This is a genomic window from Curtobacterium sp. 314Chir4.1 (assembly GCF_900215175.1).
Classification (GTDB): domain Bacteria; phylum Actinomycetota; class Actinomycetes; order Actinomycetales; family Microbacteriaceae; genus Curtobacterium; species Curtobacterium pusillum_A.
This window is the reverse complement of sequence record NZ_OCMI01000004.1, coordinates 44,410-61,669: the sequence shown is the minus strand read 5'-3', so window position 1 is coordinate 61,669 and position 17,260 is coordinate 44,410. Positions and strand designations below refer to the sequence as shown.

17 protein-coding genes are annotated in these 17,260 nt (G+C 71.6%); 11 read left to right on the top strand and 6 right to left on the bottom strand.

Annotated elements, in window-relative coordinates:
- Positions 1-37 precede the first annotated feature (37 nt).
- The 8 genes from CRP27_RS13055 (at position 38) to CRP27_RS13020 (ending at position 8,779) form a co-directional block, all read left to right on the top strand.
- Entirely contained in the window at positions 38-631 is a 594-nt protein-coding gene (locus CRP27_RS13055) for a TetR family transcriptional regulator (RefSeq protein ID WP_097181539.1), read from the top strand.
- 898 nt (positions 632-1,529) lie between these two features.
- Positions 1,530-2,864, top strand: coding sequence for an enolase C-terminal domain-like protein (locus CRP27_RS13050; RefSeq protein ID WP_097181120.1), 1,335 nt, complete (start codon positions 1,530-1,532; stop codon positions 2,862-2,864).
- A gap of 50 nt (positions 2,865-2,914) precedes the next feature.
- Positions 2,915-4,153, top strand: a complete 1,239-nt coding sequence (locus CRP27_RS13045) for a sugar ABC transporter substrate-binding protein (protein WP_255257587.1) — start codon at positions 2,915-2,917, stop codon at positions 4,151-4,153.
- A gap of 107 nt (positions 4,154-4,260) precedes the next feature.
- Positions 4,261-5,238 carry a carbohydrate ABC transporter permease gene (locus CRP27_RS13040; RefSeq protein WP_097181118.1) on the top strand — a complete coding sequence of 326 codons (978 nt, stop codon included), beginning with the start codon at positions 4,261-4,263 and terminating at the stop codon, positions 5,236-5,238.
- Entirely contained in the window at positions 5,231-6,148 is a 918-nt protein-coding gene (locus tag CRP27_RS13035) for a carbohydrate ABC transporter permease (protein WP_097181117.1), read from the top strand. The genes CRP27_RS13040 and CRP27_RS13035 overlap by 8 nt, the downstream gene beginning before the upstream one ends.
- Positions 6,149-6,180: 32 nt before the next feature.
- Positions 6,181-7,506 (top strand): alpha-L-fucosidase, encoded by a 1,326-nt coding sequence (locus CRP27_RS13030; RefSeq protein ID WP_097181116.1) that lies wholly within the window; start codon positions 6,181-6,183, stop codon positions 7,504-7,506.
- Positions 7,506-7,826 (top strand): L-rhamnose mutarotase, encoded by a 321-nt coding sequence (locus CRP27_RS13025; RefSeq protein ID WP_097181115.1) that lies wholly within the window; start codon positions 7,506-7,508, stop codon positions 7,824-7,826. The genes CRP27_RS13030 and CRP27_RS13025 overlap by 1 nt, the downstream gene beginning before the upstream one ends.
- Positions 7,823-8,779 (top strand): aldo/keto reductase, encoded by a 957-nt coding sequence (locus CRP27_RS13020; RefSeq protein WP_097181114.1) that lies wholly within the window; start codon positions 7,823-7,825, stop codon positions 8,777-8,779. Before CRP27_RS13025 ends, CRP27_RS13020 begins: the two co-directional genes overlap by 4 nt.
- 160 nt (positions 8,780-8,939) lie before the next feature.
- Here the strand turns inward: CRP27_RS13020 and CRP27_RS13015 are convergent, their stop codons facing one another.
- The 6 genes from CRP27_RS13015 to CRP27_RS12990 form a co-directional block, all read right to left on the bottom strand.
- The gene (locus tag CRP27_RS13015) at positions 8,940-9,218 is read right to left on the bottom strand and encodes a GlsB/YeaQ/YmgE family stress response membrane protein (protein WP_079237190.1); all 279 of its coding nucleotides are present in this window, start codon (positions 9,216-9,218) and stop codon (positions 8,940-8,942) included.
- Positions 9,219-9,319: 101 nt separating this feature from the next.
- On the bottom strand, positions 9,320-9,997 hold the full coding sequence (locus CRP27_RS13010; RefSeq protein ID WP_079237189.1) for a FadR/GntR family transcriptional regulator: 678 nt from the start codon (positions 9,995-9,997) through the stop codon (positions 9,320-9,322).
- A gap of 147 nt (positions 9,998-10,144) precedes the next feature.
- Positions 10,145-10,915 carry an SDR family NAD(P)-dependent oxidoreductase gene (locus CRP27_RS13005; RefSeq protein WP_097181113.1) on the bottom strand — a complete coding sequence of 257 codons (771 nt, stop codon included), beginning with the start codon at positions 10,913-10,915 and terminating at the stop codon, positions 10,145-10,147.
- On the bottom strand, positions 10,915-11,775 hold the full coding sequence (locus CRP27_RS13000; RefSeq protein WP_097181112.1) for a fumarylacetoacetate hydrolase family protein: 861 nt from the start codon (positions 11,773-11,775) through the stop codon (positions 10,915-10,917). Before CRP27_RS13000 ends, CRP27_RS13005 begins: the two co-directional genes overlap by 1 nt.
- Before the next feature lie 41 nt (positions 11,776-11,816).
- Positions 11,817-12,644: an amidohydrolase gene (locus CRP27_RS12995; RefSeq protein WP_217990744.1), complete on the bottom strand. Its 828-nt coding sequence runs from the start codon at positions 12,642-12,644 to the stop codon at positions 11,817-11,819.
- Positions 12,645-12,944: 300 nt separating this feature from the next.
- Positions 12,945-13,208, bottom strand: a complete 264-nt coding sequence (locus tag CRP27_RS12990; protein WP_079237185.1) for a glutaredoxin domain-containing protein — start codon at positions 13,206-13,208, stop codon at positions 12,945-12,947.
- A 49-nt stretch (positions 13,209-13,257) separates the two neighbouring features.
- On the opposite strand from CRP27_RS12990, the gene CRP27_RS12985 reads away from it, so the two are divergent.
- From CRP27_RS12985 to CRP27_RS12975, 3 genes are read left to right on the top strand one after another with little or no spacing between them, the layout of a single operon-like run.
- Positions 13,258-14,943 (top strand): adenosylhomocysteinase, encoded by a 1,686-nt coding sequence (locus CRP27_RS12985; protein ID WP_097181111.1) that lies wholly within the window; start codon positions 13,258-13,260, stop codon positions 14,941-14,943.
- On the top strand, positions 14,940-16,289 hold the full coding sequence (locus CRP27_RS12980) for an amidohydrolase family protein (RefSeq protein ID WP_097181110.1): 1,350 nt from the start codon (positions 14,940-14,942) through the stop codon (positions 16,287-16,289). The genes CRP27_RS12985 and CRP27_RS12980 overlap by 4 nt, the downstream gene beginning before the upstream one ends.
- A complete protein-coding gene (locus tag CRP27_RS12975) occupies positions 16,286-16,783 on the top strand; it encodes a cupin domain-containing protein (protein ID WP_255257586.1) in 498 nt (165 codons plus the stop codon). Before CRP27_RS12980 ends, CRP27_RS12975 begins: the two co-directional genes overlap by 4 nt.
- Positions 16,784-17,260: the final 477 nt, after the last annotated feature.

Genomic DNA, 17,260 nt, shown 5'->3' with positions numbered 1-17,260 from the left:
ACGGGTGGGAGGCCCCGATCCGCACCAGGAGCAGTACGTGACCACCACCGAAGCACGCAGTGCCGCCACCCCGACCGACAGCGGCCTGCGGGAGCGCAAGAAGCAGCAGACCCGCGCCGCGATCCACCACGCGGCGATCGACCTCGTCACGGACCGCGGGCTCGCCGGCGTCACGGTCGAGGAGATCTGCGCCGCCGCCGGCGTCTCACCCCGGACGTTCTTCAACTACTTCCCGTCGAAGGGCCACGCGGCGCTCGGCCTGCCGACGACGACGATCCCCGGCGAGGCTCGCACGGCGTTCCTCGCGGCTTCCGGACCGCTCGTGTCCGATCTCTGCGAGCTCGTCGCGCAGACGGTGAACCTCCCCGAGGACCGTCGTCGGATGAAGGCACTCGTCCAGGCTCGGCCCGAGATGGTGCCGACGATGCTGCAGTGGATGGCGGAGGCACGGCTCGCCGTCGTCGAGGTCGCCGCCGAACGGACCGGCGCCGACTCGGCACGGACCGCCGTCACGCTCGTGATGGCCGCCGTCATCGAGGCCGCGCACCGGTTCACGGTCGCGTCGCGCGACGAGCTGGCCGACCGCCTCCGTGAGGTGGTCGCCGAGATGGGGCGGCTCGCCGCCGCCTGACCAACGCGAGCACGGCCTGGAGGCGCGGTGCGGGTTCGACCCGCACCGTGCCTCCAGGCCGTTGGCGCGTTTTCACCCATGACGCGTGCGGTGGAAGGCGAGAACGGGCGTACCTGGTCGAAACTTTCGACCTGCTACGCCCGAAACGACCAGCTACGCCTCGCGCCCTGCGCCCCGCGCCCCGAGACGGGGCGGCTCGCCGCCGCCAGACCAACGCGAGCACGGCCTGGAGGCGCGGTGCGGGTTCGACCCGCACCGTGCCTCCATCCCGTTGGTGCGTTTTCACCCATGACGCGTGCGATGGAGGGCGAGAACGGGCGTCCCTGGTCGAAACTTTCGACCTGCCACGCCCGAAACGACCAGCTACACCGCGCGCCCCGCGCCCCGCCCTCCGAGATGGGGCGGCTCGCCGCCGCCTGACCGACGTGAGCACGGCCTGGAGGCGCGGTGCGGGTTCGACCCGCACCGTGCCTCCAGGCCGTTGGTGCGTTTTCACCCATGACGCGTGCGATGGAAGGCGAGAACGGGCGTACCTGGTCGAAACTTTCGACCTGCTACGCCCGGAACCACCAGCTACACCGCGCGCCCTGCACCCCGCACCTCGGGATGGGGCGGCTCGCCGCCGCCTGACCGGCCGTTGGTGCGTTTTCACCCATGACGCGTGCGATGGAGGGCGAGAACGGGCGTACCTGGTCGAAACTTTCGACCTGCTACGCCCGAAACGACCAGCTACGCCTCGCACCCCGCGCCCCGCGCCCCGCACGCCACCCCCGCAGTCATCGGGTCACTCCGGGCGGCTTGTGACCAAAACGCGACGAAGATCGCTCTTGACAGCAGAGACATCGGATGTTTCGATTACCTCGTTCGGTCGACGGAGACCGAACGGGCAGGAGACACGATGAGCCGCATCACCGGTCTGCGCGTGCGCGACGTCCGGTTCCCGACCTCGCGGGAACACGACGGGTCCGACGCGATGAACCCGGCACCCGACTACTCCGCCGCCTACGTCGAGATCACCACCGACGCCCTCGACGGGCACGTCGGCGCGGCGTTCGTCTTCACCATCGGCCGCGGCAACGAGGTGCAGGAAGCGGCGATCGCAGCCCTCCGCGAGCACGTCGTGGGCGCTGACGCCGAAGCGGTCCTCGCCGACATGGGCGCCACGTGGCGGACCCTCGTACACGACTCGCAGCTCCGCTGGCTCGGCCCGGAGAAGGGCGTCATGCACATGGCGATCGGTGCCGTGGTGAACGCCCTCTGGGACCTCCGGGCGAAACGCGCCGGGCAACCGCTGTGGGCGCTGCTCGCGGACCTCACGCCCGACGAGCTCGTCGACCTGGTGGACTTCCGGTACCTCTCCGACGCGATCACCCCGGCCGAGGCGCTCGAGCTGTTCCGGGCGGCAGAACCCCTCCGCGCCGAACGACGCCGGCGGCTGGAGCAGACCGGCTACCCCGCGTACACGACCACCCCCGGTTGGCTCGGCTACGACGACGAGAAGCTCGCCCGCCTCTGCCGCGAGGCCGTCGACGAGGGCTTCGCCCAGATCAAGCTCAAGGTCGGCGGCGACGTCGACGAGGACGCGCGCCGGATGGGCATCGCCCGCGCCACGGTCGGCCCGGACATCCGGATCGCGATCGACGCCAACCAGCGCTGGGACGTCGACGAAGCGGTGACGTGGATCGAGCGGCTGCAGCAGTTCGACATCGCCTGGGTCGAGGAGCCGACGAGCCCCGACGACGTCCTCGCGCACGCCGAGATCGCCCGCCGCATCGCCCCGATCCCGGTCGCGACGGGGGAGCACATGGCGAACCGGGTGGTCGCGAAGCAGCTGATCCAGGCCCACTCGATGTCCGTGCTGCAGATCGACGCGACCCGGGTCGCCGGCGTGAACGAAAACCTCGCGATCCTGCTCCTCGCCGCGAAGCACGGCGTCCGGGTCTGCCCGCACGCGGGCGGCGTCGGGCTGTGCGAGGCGGTCCAGCACCTGTCGATGTTCGACGCGGTCGCCCTCACCGGTGATGTCGACACCCGGTGCATCGAGTACGTCGACCACCTGCACGAGCACTTCGTGACCCCGGTCGACGTGCACGACGGGCGGTACTGGCCTCCGACCGCCCCCGGTGCCGGGACCGAGATGCTCGCCGCCTCCCTCGCCACGTACTCGTACCCGGACGGCCCGGTCTGGGCCGGTTCGACCGAGACGATCCCCGACGCGGTCCGCGTCGCCTGACCGACACACCCACCCCCTCACCCGATCACCACGACGAAGTGGAGACTCCGATGCAACGACGACGGATGTTCGCCGGGCTCGCGGCGGCAGCTGCCGCGGCCCTCGTGCTCACCGGCTGTTCCTCCGGCAGCAGTGCCGGCGGGAGCCAGTCGAAGGACGCCCTGACCTGGTCCATGTGGATCGCCGGGAAGGAGGACAAGGCCGCCTGGCAGAAGGTCGCCGACACCGTGAAGAGCGAGGACGGCATCACCCTGACGATCCAGGGCGCGCCGTTCGAGAACTACTTCACGAAGCTCAGCACCCAGTTGAGCGCCGGGAGTGCCCAGTGCGTCGTGAGCATGCAGTCCCTGCGTGCCGCGAACTACACGTCGTCGCTGTTGCCGCTCGACGACCTCGCGAAGCAGGACGGCACGGACCTGTCCGCGTTCGACAGCACCGCCCTCGACGGCATGAAGGTCGACGGGAAGCTCTACGGACTGCCCTACGACACCGGGCCCATCATGATGTTCTACAACAAGGACGTCTTCCAGAAGGCCGGCGTGGCCGAGCCGAAGCCGGGCTGGACCGTCGACGACTTCGAGGCAGCCGGTGCCGCACTGAAGGCCAAGGGCGTCACGATGTTCGGCTCGACGGTCAGCGACCTGAACCTCGAGTCGCTGGTCTACGGCTACAACGGCGGCCGGGTCATCACGTCCAGCGGCAAGCTCGACGCGACGGACACGAAGTTCGCGGACGGCCTCGACTGGCTCGCGAGCCTGGTGAAGAAGGGCTACGCGACCGAGGCCTCGTCGGACGGCTCGACGTCGGGCAACGACTTCGCCGCCGGCAAGGTCGCGATGTACACCGACGGTCCGTGGTCGCTCATCAGCCAGAAGGCCAAGGTGACGTTCGACCTCGGCGTCACGACGCTCCCCGCCGGGACGTCCGGACCGTCGACCTTCGCCGCCGGCTCCGGCTTCGGCGTCTCGAAGCAGTGCAAGTACCCGGAGCAGGCGTTCAAGGCCGTCCAGACGATGACCAGCGAGAAGGTCCTGACCTCGCTCGCCGAGCAGGGTCGGGCCTTCCCCGGACGGACGGCGGCCCAGGCGGCGTGGTACTCCAGCGCGGGCATCGACGGTGCCGAGCCAGCACTCAAGGCGGCGCTCGCGAAGTCGTCACCGCTCCTCGGGAACAAGCAGAGCGACCAGCTGTCGCAGCTGTTCACGCAGTACGCCCTGCAGGCGGTGAACGGGCAGACCTCCGGCAAGGAGACGATGTCCTCCATCGCCGGCCAGCTCGGCACGCAGTGACCAGCTGAACCAGTGATCGGACTGGAGGCGCGGGTCGACCCCGCCCCGCGCCTCCAGTCCGTCCCCACCCCACCCCAGGACCGCGCGAACGACGAGGAGGTCGTCGCATGACCACCATCCAGGACCCACCGGCCGAAGCGGCCGTCCCCGCGGTCGCGACCGCGGTCGCGGTCGGGACCGCCGCCCCACGGCGGAAGGGCGGCGACGACACGAGCGCGCTCGGGCGCCGCTCCTGGTGGGGCGCCGCGTTCGCCGCCCCGCACTCGATCGGGCTCGTCGTCTTCACCGCGTTCCCGATCGTCGCGTCCCTCGTCGTCAGTTTCATGCACTGGCCGATGCTCGGCGAACGCAGCTGGGCCGGCATCGAGAACTACGCCAGGCTCTTCGGCGACCCGGTGTTCCGCACCGTCGCCCTCAACACGGCACTGTTCGTGGTGCTGTACGTGCCGCTGAACCTCGTCGTCTCGCTCGGGCTCGCCGCCTGGCTGACGCCGCGGATCGCCGGACGGCACGTCTTCCGCGTCCTGTTCTTCATCCCGACCATCACGCCGATCGTCGCGAACGTCGTGGTGTGGCGGATGCTGTACCAGCCCGGCGGTGCGATCGACGCGTCGCTGCAGTCGACGGTCGGGGTGCACGCGCCGAACTTCCTCGCCGACGAGCACTGGGCGATGCTCGCCATCGTCGCGATGAGCGTGTGGCAGGGCTTCGGCTACAACATGCTCATCTTCTCGGCGGCGCTCGACGCCGTGCCGGAGAACCAGCTCGAGGCCGCGCAGCTCGACGGCGCGAACGCCTGGCAGACGTTCTGGGCCATCAAGTTCCCGCTCATCTCGCCGTCCGTGTTCTTCGCGACGATGATGACGCTGATCACCTCGTTCCAGGTGTTCGTCCAACCGTTCGTCCTGACGAAGGGCGGACCGGGCACGGCGACCGAGACCCTCGTGCAGTACATCTACAACACCGGGTTCCAGAACCAGCAGCTCGGCCTGGCGTCCGCCGGCGCCTGGGTGCTGTTCGTCATCATCCTCGGGATCACGGCCATCCAGTTCCTCGGCCAGAAGCGGTGGGTGCACTATGAGTGAAGCAGTCCGCGGTCGCCTCGGCGCCACGACGTCGAACCGGACGGTGAACCCCCGCGCCGTGGCCCGGACCCGCTCGGCACCACGCCCCGGACGGGTGCGGCACGCGATCGGGTACGCCCTGCTCTGCCTCGTCGCGCTGCTGTTCGTCTCGCCCCTCATCTACATGGTCGCGACGAGCCTGAAGCCAGCCGACCAGGTGTTCACCACCCCGCCGACGCTCTGGGGCCGCTCGCTCGAGTGGGACAACTACGTGCAGGCGTTCACGTACCTGCCGTTCGCGCGGTTCATCCTGAACGGGGTGTTCGTGGCGGCGGTCGGGACCGCGATCAACGTCGCCGTCGCCGTGCTCTCCGGGTACGCGTTCTCCCGGCTGCGCTGGCGCGGACGGAACACCGTGTTCCTGCTGTTCCTCGTCACGCTCATGATCCCGCAGGACGTCCTCGTCATCCCGATGTACGTGATGATGCAGGGCTTCGGCTGGGTCGACACGTTCCAGGCGCTCATCATCCCGTGGGCGTTCACGGCGCTCGGGGCCTTCCTCGTCCGGCAGTTCTTCCTCACCGTCCCCCAGGAACTCGACGACGCCGCCCGGGTCGACGGTGCCGGAGCGATCCGCACCTTCTTCTCGGTGATGCTCCCGCTCGCCCGGCCGACCATGGCCGTCCTCGCCGTGTTCTCGTTCATCTCGTACTGGAACTCGTTCCTCTGGCCGCTCGTGGTCGTGAACGACGTCGAGGCCCACGGCACCATCCCGCTCGGCCTGCAGCAGTTCTTCGGGCAGCAGGGCTCCGAGTGGAACCTCGTGATGGCCGCCTCGGTGATCTCGATGCTGCCCACCGTCATCCTGCTCGTCCTGCTCCAGAAGCACCTCGTCAAGGGCATCGTCACCAGCGGCCTCGGCGGCCGGTGACGTGCTGCACTCCTGAAAGGAACACTGGCCACATGACCATCACCGCACCCGCATCGCCGCAGGTCGCCCCCGACGCGAACGGTCTGCCCGCCTGGTTCACCCACGACCGGTTCGGCATGTTCATCCACTGGGGGCTCTACGCCCTGCCGGCACGGCACGAGTGGGTGAAGAACCGCGAGCGGATCACCGACGCTGACTACCAGAAGTACTTCGACCACTTCGACCCGGACCTGTTCGACGCGGCCGACTGGGCCCGTCGTGCCCGTGAGGCCGGGATGAAGTACGTCGTCCTCACCACGAAGCACCACGAGGGCTTCGCGCTCTGGGACAGCGCCCTGACCGACTACAAGTCCACGAACACCCCCTTCGGCCGGGACATCGTGCGCGAGTTCGTCGACGCCGTCCGCGCCGAGGGCCTGCGGGTCGGCTTCTACCACTCGCTCATCGACTGGCACCACCCGGACTTCACCATCGACGGCGTGCACCCGCGACGGGACGACGGGGACGCGGCGATCGCGGCGCTGAACGAGGGCCGTGACATGGCCCGGTACCGTTCGTACCTCCACGGGCAGGTGGAGGAACTGCTGACCGACTACGGGCGGATCGACTACCTGTTCTACGACTTCTCGTACCGCGACAACGACCACGAGGACATCTGGGGCGGCAAGGGTCGCGACGACTGGGGATCCGAGGAGCTGCTGGCGCTGACCAGGCGGCTCCAGCCCGGCATCATCGTCAACGACCGGCTCGACCTGCCCGGCGACATCGTCACACCCGAGCAGTACCAGCCGGACAAGCCGATGGAGGTCGACGGCGTCCAGGTGCCGTGGGAGGCCTGCCAGACCCTCAACGGCTCGTGGGGCTACGACCGCGACAACCTCAACGTCAAGAGCACCGACCTGCTCGTCCGGATGCTCGTCGACGGGGTGTCGAACAACGGGAACATGCTCCTCAACGTCGGCCCGACCGGTCGCGGCGAGTTCGACGGGGTCGCACGGTCGGCGCTCGCCGGCATGGGCGACTGGATGCGCCGGCACGACCGGTCCGTCTACGGCGCCGGTCCGTCGACCTTCACCGCGCCCGCCGGCACCGTGTACACGCAGCGCGGCAACCGGCTGTACCTGCACCTGTTCACGTGGCCGTTCGAGCACGTGCACCTGCCCGACCTCGCCGGCCGGGTGGAGTACGCGCAGCTGCTCAACGACGCGTCCGAGATCCACTACCGGGAGATCCCGCCGGGGACCCGGGCGCAGAACACCGGGCTCGGCGGGCAGCCGGCCGGGACGCTGACGCTCACGCTGCCGATCGTGCGACCGGACGTCGCGGTGCCCGTCGTCGAGCTCTTCCTGCGCGACTGATGCAGCGCATCCTCTCGAGGACCCGACTGCGGAGCGGGATGGAGGCGGAGTACGAACGTGTGCACGCCGCCATCCCGCCCGCACTCGTCGAGCGGCTCCGGGCAGCCGGCGTGTCGAACTGGAGCATCTGGCGCGACGGGCAGGACCTCGTCCACCTCATCGAGGTCGAGGACTACCGTGCGATGCGTCGGTCCCTCGCGGACGACCCGGTGAACGCCGCCTGGCAGGACGTCGTCAACCCGCTGCTCGAGGCCGACGACGACTACTCCGGGAACGACGACGGGATCCCGCTCGTCTGGACGCTGGAAGGACAGGGATGACCGACCTCGACCTCGATCGCGGGCCGTTCTGGTTCGGTGGTGCGGGCATCGGGAACCTGCTGCGGCCGGTGTCCGACGACGATGCCCGGGCCACGGTCGACGCCGCCTGGGACGCCGGGGTCCGCGGGTTCGACACCGCACCGCACTACGGCCTCGGGCTGTCCGAACGCCGACTCGGGGCTGCGCTCGCCGGGCGGCCCCGATCCGAGTACCTCGTCTCCACGAAGGTCGGGCGGCTGCTCGTTCCCGGTCGTGGCGACAGAGACGACCTGGAGCCGGGTGGCTTCGCGGTGCCGAACGACCTCGTCCGGCAGTGGGATCCGTCACCGTCGGGCGTCCGGCGGTCCCTCGACGAGTCGCTCGGCCGACTCGGACTCGACCGTGTCGACGTCGCGTACCTGCACGACCCGGACGTGTACTCGCTGCCGGACGGGCTGACCCAGGCGCTGCCGACCCTCGCCGAGCTGCGGGACGAGGGCGTGGTCCGGGCGGTCGGCGTCGGGTCGAACTCGGTGGCCGCGCTCGAGGCCGCGGTGTCGACGGGCATCCCGGACGTCATCATGCTCGCGGGGCGGTACACGCTGCTCGAACAGCCCGCGGCAGCGCTCGTCGCACGGTGCGAAGCGCTCGGCGTCGCGGTGGTGGCGGTCGGCGTCTACAACTCCGGGTTGCTCGGGGTCGACCGGCCCGGAGCCGGAGCGACGTACGACTACGCGACCGCGCCAGGGACCCTCGTCGAGCGGGCGAACGCGATCGCCGACGTCTGCGAACGGCACGGCGTCACCCTGCCCGAAGCCGCACTGGCGTTCCCGCGCCGGGCCGCTGCCGTCCGGGCGATCGCCCTCGGCGCCCAGTCCGCCGACCAGGTGCGCTCCAACGTGTCCCGCGCCGCGGCCGTCGTCCCCGAGGCGCTGTGGGACGACCTGCGCGCGGCGGGCTTGCTCGGCGGCTGACGGCGGCGGCTGACGGCGGCGTCTGCGGGCTGCGGGCCGCGGGCCGCGGGCTGCGGGCCGCGCACAACCAAAGTCGCCCCGAACCACGGACTTGCGCGGTTCGGGGCGACTTTGGTTGTGCGGCACCCGGCGGAACCAGGGGCCTGGGACGCGCGCTGCGTCAGTTCGTGCGCGCCGAGCGACCCGCGAAGCGCGTGTAGACGAACAGCACGATGATCGCGCCGATGATCGAGCCGATGATGCCAGCCGGCTGGAAGAAGCCGTCCATCGGGTCGTGCTGGAAGATCAGGAACCCGAGGAAGCCCCCGACGAACGACCCGATGATCCCGAGCAGGATGGTCATGGGGATCGAGATGTGCTGCTTGCCGGGGATGACCAGTCGCGCGATGGCGCCGGCGATGAGTCCGATGATGATCAAGCTGATGATGAGACCGAGCACGGTTTCCTCCTCGTGGGTGCGGTTGCCGCGGCATGGTTGCCGGAGTCAGGGCCGACGTCCGACCCAACACGCCCTTGCCTGGGAGGACTGACGGGTTCGCGTCAGTCGAGGGAGCGGCGGAGCCAGCGCTCGACGCCCTCGACGTGCGACACCACGAGTGCCTGCACGAGCTGCGGGTCCCGGCGGCGGATGGCGTCCACGATCGCCGCGTGCTCGTCGAGGGTGCGCTGCACCGAGCCGTTCTGCGTCAGGCCGCGCCACACCCGCACCCGCACGGTCTTGCTGGACAGGGCGTCGAGCAGCCCGGACAGGTACTGGTTCCCGCCGATGCCGGCGATCGTCGAGTGGAACAGGAGGTCGTGGGCGACGAGGTCCTCGACGCCGGTGTCCTCGCCGACCGAGTGCATCAGGGTCGCCAGGTCGTCGATCTGCTGCTCCGACGCCCGGGCGGTCGCGAGGACGGCGGACGCGGGCTCCAGGATGCGACGGACCTCGAGCAGGTCGACCAGGGACCGGTCGTGGTGCATGTCGACGACGAACGACACCGCCTCGAGCAGCACCGACGGCTCGAGCGAGGTGACGTAGGTGCCGTCGCCGCGTCGGACGTCGAGCACGCGGATGAGTTCGAGGGCCTTCACCGCTTCGCGCAGGCTGTTCCGTGACAGCCCCAGTGATTCGCTGAGCTCCTTCTCCGGCGGCAGGCGCTGCCCGGGCTGGAGTTCGCCGCTCACGATCATCTGCTGGATGCGCGCGATCGCGTCGTCGGTCAGCGAAGCCACGTCACCACCTCCTGGGACCCGACCACGAGCGGACGGGACACGCTGACGATACCGGCACCGTGCCTCTCCCCACCGGCACGGCCGGTCCGCCGCTGGCGCGTCGGCCCGGAACCGGCGGCGTGGGCCCAGACCGTTCGATCAGCACCATCAGGCAGGCCGGAGCCGCAGCGCCTGCATCCCGCCGTCGACCGCCAGGTCGACCCCGGTCGTGGACCGGGCGAACGGACTCGTCAGGTACGCGACCGCCTCGGCGACCTCCTCGGCCGCGACGAGGCGACCGTGCGGTTGCCGTGCCTCCAGGGCTGCGCGTTCCGCAGCCGGGTCGCCCGCGGTCGACAGCAGGCGCGCGACCCACGGGGTGTCCGCGGTTCCCGGGTTGACGGCGTTGACGCGGACGCCCTCGCGGAGGTGGTCAGCGGCCATCGCCCGGGTGAGCGCCGCGATCGCCCCCTTCGTCGCGGAGTACAGCGCGCGCTGGGGGAGTCCGGCCGTGGCGGCGATCGAGCAGGTGTTCACGATGCTGGCGTTGCCGGAGGCCCGCAGGTGCGGCAGCGCGGCGCGGGAGAGGCGCACGGTGCCGAGCACGTTGACCTCGTACACGCGGCGCCACTCGTCGTCGGGGTTGTCCTCGACCGTGCCCTGCGCGCCGATGCCGGCGTTGTTCACCAGGACGTCGAGGCCGCCGAGGTGCTCCACCGCGGCGTCGACGGCGGCGCGCACGGAGTCGTCGTCGCTCACGTCGCACGGTACCGAGAACACCCCGGCGTCCGAGGACTGCAGGTCGAGCACGGCGACGGTCGCGCCGCGGTCCTGCAGTGCGGCGACGATCGCGGCACCGATGCCGGACGCGCCGCCCGTGACGATCGCTCGGACGCCGTCGTGGCTGCGCCCGCCGACGGGGCCTCGCAGGTCGGTCATCACGCCGCCCCGATCGTCTGTCGCTGTGCGCCGAGCCCGTCGGCCGTGAGCTCGACGACGTCGCCGGGACGCAGGTACGGGGCACCGCTCCCGAGTGCGACGCCCGCCGGGGTGCCGGTGCTGATCACGTCGCCCGGGTACAGGACCATGAACTGCGACAGGTAGCGGACGATCTCGGCGGGCCGGAAGATCATGTCGGCGGTGGTGCCGTCCTGCCGCACCTCGCCGTTGACGGTGAGCCGGAGCGCGAGGGCCGCGGGGTCGACCTCGTCGGGGGTGACCAGCCAGGGCCCGAGGGGGTTGAAGGTCTCGCAGGACTTGCCCTTGTCCCACTGCCCGCCGCGCTCGAGCTGGAACGCGCGCTCGGACACGTCGTGGGCGATGGCGTACCCGGCGATGTGGGTCGCGGCCTCCTCGGCGGAGTCGCAGTACCGCGCGGTGGTGCCGATGACGATCGCGAGCTCGATCTCCCAGTCGGTCTTGGTGCTGCCGCGGGGGACGAGCACCTCGTCGTCGGGGCCGATCACCGTCATCGGGTCCTTCATGAACACGATCGGCTCGGTGGGGATCTCGGCGCCGGTCTCGGCCGCGTGGTCGCGGTAGTTCAGGCCGATGCAGACGACCTTGCCGGGGCGGGCGACCGGAGCGCCGCGTCGCAGTGCGTCGGCCTCGTCGCGCGGCAGCACCGGGAGGTCGCCGGCCGCCCGGGCGTGACGGACGAGTTCGACCGGGCCCGGGTCGGACGCCAGGAACGGTCCGCTGATGTCGCTCGTGATGCTCCGGAGGTCGAGGACCTCGTCGTCGGTGTCGATGGCCACGGGGATCTCGTTCCCGGCGGGGCCCAGTCGTGCGAACCGCATCGTTCCTCACTCTCCTGCTGCGACGGTGCAGCAGAAACATCCTATGTCTGGGTCGATACTCCGGCAAGGTACACACGCTCGGCCGTGCCCCGGAACACCGCGTCGTGCTCGTCCGGCGTCAGGTCGGCGAGTGCGTCCTGGGTGGTGTGCAGGGTGTCCGCGTAGTCCGTCGCCAGGGTCGACACCGGCCAGTCGGACCCGAACAGGCAACGGTCCGGACCGAAGGTCTCGACGGCCTCCCGGGCGTACCGGGCCACCGGCTGACGCCGCCAGTCCGGACCGGCCTCGGTGAGCAGGCCCGACACCTTGCAGACGACGTTCGGCCGGGCCGCGAGGTCGCGCATCCGTTCCCGCCACCCGGGGTCACCGGACGCGATCGTCGGCTTCCCCGCGTGGTCGAGCACGAATGACGCCTCCGGTACGGCGTCGACCAGGGCGAGCGCAGCGCGGTGTTCCCGGGCGCGGACGAGCAGGTCGAACACGAGCCCGGCCTCGGCCAGTGCGCGCACTCCGCGCACGACGTCGGGGCGTGCGAGCCACTCGGGATCGGATTCGTCCTGTGCCTGGTGCCGGATCCCGACCAAGTGCGGACGGGCGATCTCGGCCAGGCGGTCGGCGACGTCCGGTGCGGTCAGGTTGACCCAGCCGACGACGCCGGCGACCGGTGCGGGCTGCGCGAGGAGCCACGCTGTCTCGCCGGGATCGTGGACGGCCTGCACGACGATCGTCCGCGTGACGTCGGTGTCGCGCGTCGCGGTGCGGAGGTCGTCCACGTCGAACCGGCGGCGGATCGGGGCGACGGAGTCGTCCATCCAGGGGTACGGCCGGTCGGCTGGGTCCCAGAGGTGGTGGTGAGCATCGATGATCACGCGGCCATCATGCCCGATTCATCCGATGTCCGCGCGGATTGGGCTGGGTGGCCGCAACCACGGCCTGGAGGCGCGGTGCACGTCCGGCGCGCACCGCGCCTCCAGCCTCGTGGTCGCGTCGCGGGCGCGAGGCGCGAGGCGCGAGGCGCGCGGCCGGTGCCGCTGAAGCGACAGGATCACGCCAGTCGGCGCGGTCCGTGCCGCCGAAGCGGCAGTTCCCCGCGATACTGTCGCGGCAATCTGTCGCTTTCGCGGCAAGGCCGCGTCCCGTCGCAGGGCCCCGCCCCGCCCGCGGTCGCGTCAGACGACGCCGGCGGCCTCGAGCTCCGAGCGCAGCTCGGCGTCGGACGGCTCCACGAAGTGCTTGCCGTTCGGCAGCACCACGACGGGGATGTTCTTGCGCCCGCTGATCTCCTCGGCGCGTCCGGCGGCCGACAGGTCCTCCTCGACGTCGACGTACTCGTAGTCGACCCCGAGGGTGTCGAGCAGCGCCTTGGAACGGCGGCAGTCGCGGCACCAGTCCGCACCGAACATCGTGACCTTGTCGAAGGATGCATCGCTCATGTCCAGAGACTACGTCCGGGAGCCGCTCGGTATTCCATACGATTGGACCATGCCGCCAGGACCCGACCCCGACACCCTCGCCTGGGCGTCCGAGGCCGTCCGGCGGTTCGCAGCGGCGACGAACATGCTCGTCGCCGCACGCCGGTTCCGGATCGTCGGTGGCGACCCCCGCGACACCGCAGCGCTGCACGGTCTGCTCACCGGGCTCGGGGCCCGCGCCGCCGCCGGCCACGAACCCGTCGACCAGCTCTGGTGCCTCGGCACCCCCGACGAGTCGACCGCGGTCATCGAGCGCGAGGCCGACCGCCCCCGCGGCGCCACCCTGGTCGTGGTCGACGCCGGTCGGCACATGCCCGCCGTCGACGAGGACGCGTTCGGGCCCGTGACGAGTGCCCGCCCCGGGGTGCTCGGCGTCCCGGTGCTGTCGGACGACGTGTTCCTCGTCTCCACGGGCCGCGACCCCGAGGACGACCCGGCCGCGGAGGCGCGCCTGCGCTGGGCCCGCCGCTCCATGCCGGTCTCCCGAGCCGTCGCCGCCGAGCTCCGGGACGGCGGATTCCTCCGCGGCACCCGGATCGGCGTCGCGATGTTCCTCGAGCCCAAGACGGCCGTGCTGAGCCTGCTCCTCCGGGACGCCGGCGCCGAGGTCGTCGTCTACGCCCACGCCGACGAGACCGACGACGCCGTCGCCGAGGTGCTGCGGCAGGCCGGACTGACCGTCCACGCGAGCAGCACCGCCACGACCGCGGAGCAGAAGGCGCTCGCCCTCGCGATGCTCGACACCCGGCCGCACATCCTGCTCGACGACGGCTCGCACCTGATCCGGCTGGCCCACCAGGAGCGCCCGGACCTGCTGCCGACGATGCTCGGTGCCGCCGAGGAGACGACGAGCGGTCTCCGCCCGCTCCGCGTGATGGCGTCCCGCGGCGCGCTCGGCATCCCCGTGGTCGCCGTGAACGACGCCCGTACGAAGACGTTCTTCGACAACCGGTACGGCACCGGGCAGTCGACGGTGTTCGCGGTGCTCGACCTGGTCGACGGGCTCACGTCCGACGCGCACCGGGTCCGGACTGGAGGCACGGCTGTCGTCGCCGGGTACGGGCACGTCGGCGAGGGGGTCGCGCTGGTGCTCGCCGCGCTCGGGTTCCGGGTGACGGTCGCCGAGACGGACCCGGTCCGCGCCCTGCAGGCGCTGTTCGCCGGCCACGCCGTCGCGCCGCTCACCGACGCCGTGCGCGAGGCCGACCTGGTGATGAGCGCGACGGGGGTGTCGGACACGATCGACCTCGGGGTGTTGCGCGCCTGCGCGGACGGGGCGGTCGTCGCCGTCGCGGGCGGGGTCGACCAGGAGGTCGCGGTCCACGCCGCGGTCGTCGACGGCGCCGCCCGGACGACGATCAGCCGGAAGGTCGAACGCCTCACGTGGGAGGACGGCCACCACGTGCTCCTGCTCGACGACGGCGGCTGCATCAACATCACCGCTGCCGAGGGCAACCCCGTCGAGATCATGGACCTGTCCTTCGCGGCGCAGCTCGGCGCCGTGCGGATGCTCCTCGAACGGGGCGACGAACTCGACCGCGCGGTCGTGCCGATCGACCCCGCGGTGGACGAGGCGACCGCCCGCGCGGCGCTCGCCGCGTTCGGGAGCCGACCCGCGCCTCCCGTCGGTCTCGCCGAGCACCCGGCGGACCGCGAGCCGGACGTCCGGACCCGCCGTTTCGGAGACCCAGCATGACGGCGCATCCCGTCACGGTGCACGCGGCGCGCATCGTCGTCCCGATGACGGCACCGCCGATCGCGGACGGCGCCGTGGCGGTGCAGGACGGTCGCATCCTGCACGTCGGCGACCGCTCGTGGGTGGTCGACCAGCTGGCGAACGCGGGCACGCCGTTCACCGAGCGGCGGTGGCGCGGAGCGCTCCTCCCCGGGCTCGTCAACGCCCACTCGCACCTGCAGTACACCGGCATGGCCAGTGTCGGCCGACGTCAGTACAGCGGGTTCGAGGACTGGGCGGCCGCGTTCAACGAGGACTACGCCGAACCGCACGACTGGCGCGCCGAGGCCGCCGCTGGTGCAGAGGCGTCGATCCTCGCCGGCGTGACGAGCATCGCGGACATCGTCACCGACATCGAGGCGGCCACCGTGCTCGAGGACTCGGGCCTCGGCGGGATCGCCTACTGGGAGGTGATGGACTGGGAGAACGAGGCCTGGCAGACCCACGGCCGCGACCAGGTGCTCGCCGAGCTCGAACGGGTCCCCACCACCCCCGGTGCCGGACTCTCCCCGCACGCGCCCTACTCGCTCGACGTCGCGCCCCTGCTCGAGCTGCCCGACATCGTCCGACAGCGCGGACTCCGGCTGCACCTGCACCTCGGCGAGGCCGCGTTCGAGGGTGAGCGCATCGCCCTCGGCCCGGTCCCCGGGCTGGACGGCGTCGACGGTGTCGGACACGGCACCGACTGGCACCTGGCGAACGTGCCCTCGTTCCGGGCGATGCGCGCGCTCGGGTTCGGCGCGAGCGCGACGGCCTTCGTCGACCGGCTCGGTGTGCTCGGCCCCGACTGCCACATCGCCCACGGCGTGTACATGACCGCCGCCGACCGGGCACTGCTCCGGGCGCGCGGGACCGCCGTCGCGCTCTGCCCCCGCTCGAACGCCGTCATCGGACTCGACCCGCCGCCCGTCGCCGACTACCTGCGCGAGGGCAGCCCCGTCGCGATCGGCACCGACTCGCTGTCGTCCTCGCCGTCCCTCGACCTGATGGCCGACGTCACGGCGCTGCACCGGATCGCCCGGGCACAGGGCTACGGCCACCGGGACCTGCACGAACGGCTCCTCGCGGCGGCGACCCTCGGTGGCGCGCACGCCATGGGACTCGCGGTCGGTCCGGACCGAGTCGGGCACCTCGCCGTCGGGGCCCGCGCCGACCTCGCCGTGTTCGACGTCGATGCCCGCACGGTGCCGGACGCGATGGCCGAACTCGTCGAGGACGGGGCCGGCCGAGCGGTCGCGACCGTCATCCGTGGAGTCGTCCGCGCCGCCGACGGCGTGCTCACCCCGAACACCCAGGAGGAACCGTGACCGAAACCGCACCCCGACCCGGCATGGCTGCCCGACGCACGGTGGACGGCGAGCTCATCGAGTGGCTCGACGTCCCCAAGCGTGCCGTGGCCCTCGGCATGGAGCCGCACCCCGAGGGCGGCTGGTACGTCCGGACGTGGACCTCGCCCGCGACGGTGTCGACGCCCGCGGGGGACCGGCCCGCAGCGACGCTCATCCACTTCCTGCTGCCCCCGGGTGAGGCGTCCGCGTGGCACCGGGTGACGAGCGACGAGATCTGGATGTGGCACGGGCCGGACACGGTCGAGCTGCAGCTCGGCGGGTCCGGCGACCAGCCGGAGCCCGGTGCGACGATCACCCTCGGGCCGGACGCCGGGCGCGACCGGGTGAACGACGCGCAGGCGTTCGTCCGGGGTGGTGTCTGGCAGCGGACCCTGCCGGGTGACGGCGAGGTGCTGCTGAGCTGCCTGGTCTCGCCGGGCTTCTCGTTCGAGGACTTCACGCTCGCCGACTGAGCGGCGCCGCGGCGCCGGCGCGTCTCGCCGTCCCGCGCCGTCCCGCGGCGTCCCGCGGCGTCCCGCGGCGTCTCGTCTCGTCGAGACGAGACGCCGCGGGCGCGCTGACGCGCCGCGCCGGCGTCGAGACGCCGCCGGATCCCGCGGTGTCCCGCGGGCGAGACGGTGTCTCGCCACCGGTGGGGCGTCTCGCGACGGCACGTCCGGCGGACTGGAGGCACGTGGCGGCGTCGAGCCGCGCCTCCAGTCCGGTGTGTGGTCGGCTCCAGGGCGGTGTCTCGCTGCGCCGAGACCGGTTCACCCGGTCGAGGCGCCGCGCCGGCGTCGAGACGCCGCCGGATCCTGCGGAGTCTCGACAGCCAGGCGGCGTCTCGACAGCCAGACGGCGTCTCGGGGCATCGGCGGCGTCTCGCCGCACTCCCGGCAGGTGCTGGCGAGAACCCTCCCCGCCGTGCGACCTCCGGAGTCGCGTTGGTA